The organism is Halobacteriovorax sp. XZX-3, from assembly GCF_043196495.1.
GTDB lineage: Bacteria > Bdellovibrionota > Bacteriovoracia > Bacteriovoracales > Bacteriovoracaceae > Halobacteriovorax_A.
Map to the genome: position 1 here is coordinate 1 of NZ_JBEBMO010000009.1, position 2,765 is coordinate 2,765.

Annotated in this window: 1 pseudogene; it reads left to right on the forward strand. The window is 50.9% G+C overall.

What is annotated here, in order from left to right:
• Positions 1-21 precede the first annotated feature (21 nt).
• A pseudogene (locus tag ABMA70_RS15880) lies at positions 22-2,765 on the forward strand (hypothetical protein); the annotation flags it as partial.

Sequence of the window (2,765 nt, forward strand, 5' to 3'; positions counted from 1 at the left end):
TACCTAACCGAAGGCTTGCACATGGACAACTTGAAGTTGGTGGATGAAGACGCGAAGGGCTTCACCTATCAGTACACACTGCGTGATAAGTCACGTCCAGTGGCTGAGGGTGAGAAGGAACGTCTCATTGTTCGTAGCGGTAAGGTGAAGTTCTCTGTCAATGATGTGACAGGTACTTACTCTGCGACAGTGGAAGGTGCAGCATCTCAGAACTTCTTTGCTAACATCATGTCGCCAGCGGCATGGTCACGTCGTACAGCAGAGGGTGACTTCAACTTAGAAGTGAAACGAGCACTGCAATCAGACGACTTGTCCACTGCATACCAAGATAAAGTTGGTGCGTTCTTAGACTGGGCTACTGAACCAGTGAATGGCATCACCCAAGGGAAAGCGCGTGAGCGCGTCTCTGCGGTGCTTCAAGCAGGTGATGAATGGGTTAACCCTCAGACACACGTCGAGGGCACTGTGTTCTCTCCTACGGAGCTAGCAGCGGGTGTTAACACACCGATGGGTAAAGTAACTTTGACCGACCCACGTGAAGTGGAGGCATACTACCGCTACCGATTGTATGGCGACGCTACCTTTATTAACGAGGACTTTGTCCTACGTAGAGAGAAAGAGTTAGCAGGCATGAAGGATGTCAAGCTTCAAGGGCTAGAGGATGGTGGTCGAGCAATTGGTAAGCCGTTCGAGGACTTGAGTGCTGCACTTGGTAGTGTGCGCGATAAGCGTGGTCAAGGGGTGTGGGACTCTAAGGTAGGACGTACAGTAGACATCACAGATGACTATGTCCGTAAGGTGTACGATGAAGGTGATGTGCTGGTACGACTAGAGAAGGACTGGAACACCAAGGGTACTGGTGAGTTGGACTTGTCCGGTGAGTTCGTGCAGTACGCACGTGTGCAGAAAGATGCCATCAGTGAAATGCCTGACCGTATCCTAAACTACCGCTCTGGTTACGTGCCTAAGATTAACGAGGCTCGCTTCGTTGTGTCTCAACGTATGCCTAAGATTGCCCGTGGTCGTCCTAACCTATCAGGCTCTCAAGCACTACGTGCATTCGATAGCTTGTCAGATGCGAAGCTGTTCCGTGAAGAACAGATTGCTCGTTGGATGGAGAAGCATGGCACTGACCGTGCAACAGCAGAGCAAATCTTCCCAGAGGTGGACCTACTAGATGAAGGTCTAGGAGCTGCCCGTCTTGAGGAAGCAGTAGGCGCACACACTGGTCTGTATCATGGTGTCCGTTCGAAGGACAAACTACTGTTCGGTCTATCTGGACAGGAGCTATCACGAGTGAATCCACTTGAGGCGTTCCAACGTCACAGTAAACACTTGGGTTCATTCATCTCTCAGAACGAAGTACGTATCGGACGTGAGAAGCGTTGGCTTAACACAGTACGTCAGGAGTTCCCTGACATTACCATCCGTGGTTTCGAAGACACTGCATTACCTAACACTCCGAAGGGTAAAGCAGCAGAGCGAGTACGCCGTGTCATCCGTGAATGGAACGGTATCCCTTCTCGTGAAGAAGAACTATCGGATGCTATGTGGCAGCGTATCCATGACTGGTCACTGAATGGTGTCCGTCGTTTGGGCTTCGCTGATAAAGAGAGTATCGCTTTGATTCAGACGTTCCGTAAGGCAGACCCATACGCACTGATGAAAACAATTGTGATGCACAACTTACTAGGTGTGTTGAACCCAGCCCAGCTATACACGCAGGCATCAGCACTGTCCGTAGCAATTGGTAAGTACCCAGCTAAGTACATCCCTCGCGTCATCAACGACACAGCGTGGATGCACGTACTGGATAACATCCAAGACGGTAAGATGCTAGGCAAGGTGTACAACATCCTATTCAACGGGAGAGCGATTGATGAAACTACGAAAGCTACTTACGATGCTTTCCGTCGCACTGGACTTAAAGAGGCGGTGTTTAATAACTCGGATATGGCTCGTATTAGTTCTCACGGCATTGGCGTTACCCGCCGTATGCTGGCTAGTGCTGACAATATTTCTCTTATGCTTTACCGCAGCGGTGAGCTTACTGCTCGTCGTGCTACCTTTGCGGCTGAGTTCCAGAACTGGATGCGCAACACTGGGAAGAAAGTTCCGTCAGACCTTGAGCTGTCTGAAATTCTGGAAGAAGTGAACAAGGACTTGCTAGAGCTTGGTCCTGCCAACCGTGCCTACTGGCAAGGTGGTCGAGGTACAGGTGATGTCCGTCAGTTGATGGGCGTAGCTACTCAGTTCATGCAGGTTGGTGCCAAGACAATGGAGCTAGCGACTAAGGGTGCACAACGTGGTGGCTTCACAGCAGCGCAGAAACGCCGCATCTTGTTCTCACAGATGGCGATGTTCGGTGCAGCAGGTGTACCACTAGGTGGTCTGATTACTCAGGCTATCACGTCAGGTCTAGGTATCGAGGAACTACCACACGAAGTGGCGGAGATTGGGAACCAAGGCTTCGTTGGCTTTGGTCTACGTGCCCTACTGGGTGACGTTGAAGTGAGTGACCGCTTTGCACTAGGTGCACAGACTACTCAGATGATTGAGGACTTCATCACAGCCGAAGACCCGTTCTGGGTTAAGGCGTTTGGTCCAGCAGGTAGTGGTGTGATGGGTCGTACATGGGATGCGTTCCAACAACTACGTCCATTGATGATTGCCGATTGGAGTCAAGAAGGTGTAGTGACAGAGGACGGGCTAATGCTCGCAGCATCTGTACTAGGTGAGATTCCTTCTTCCGGTCGTAACTGGAT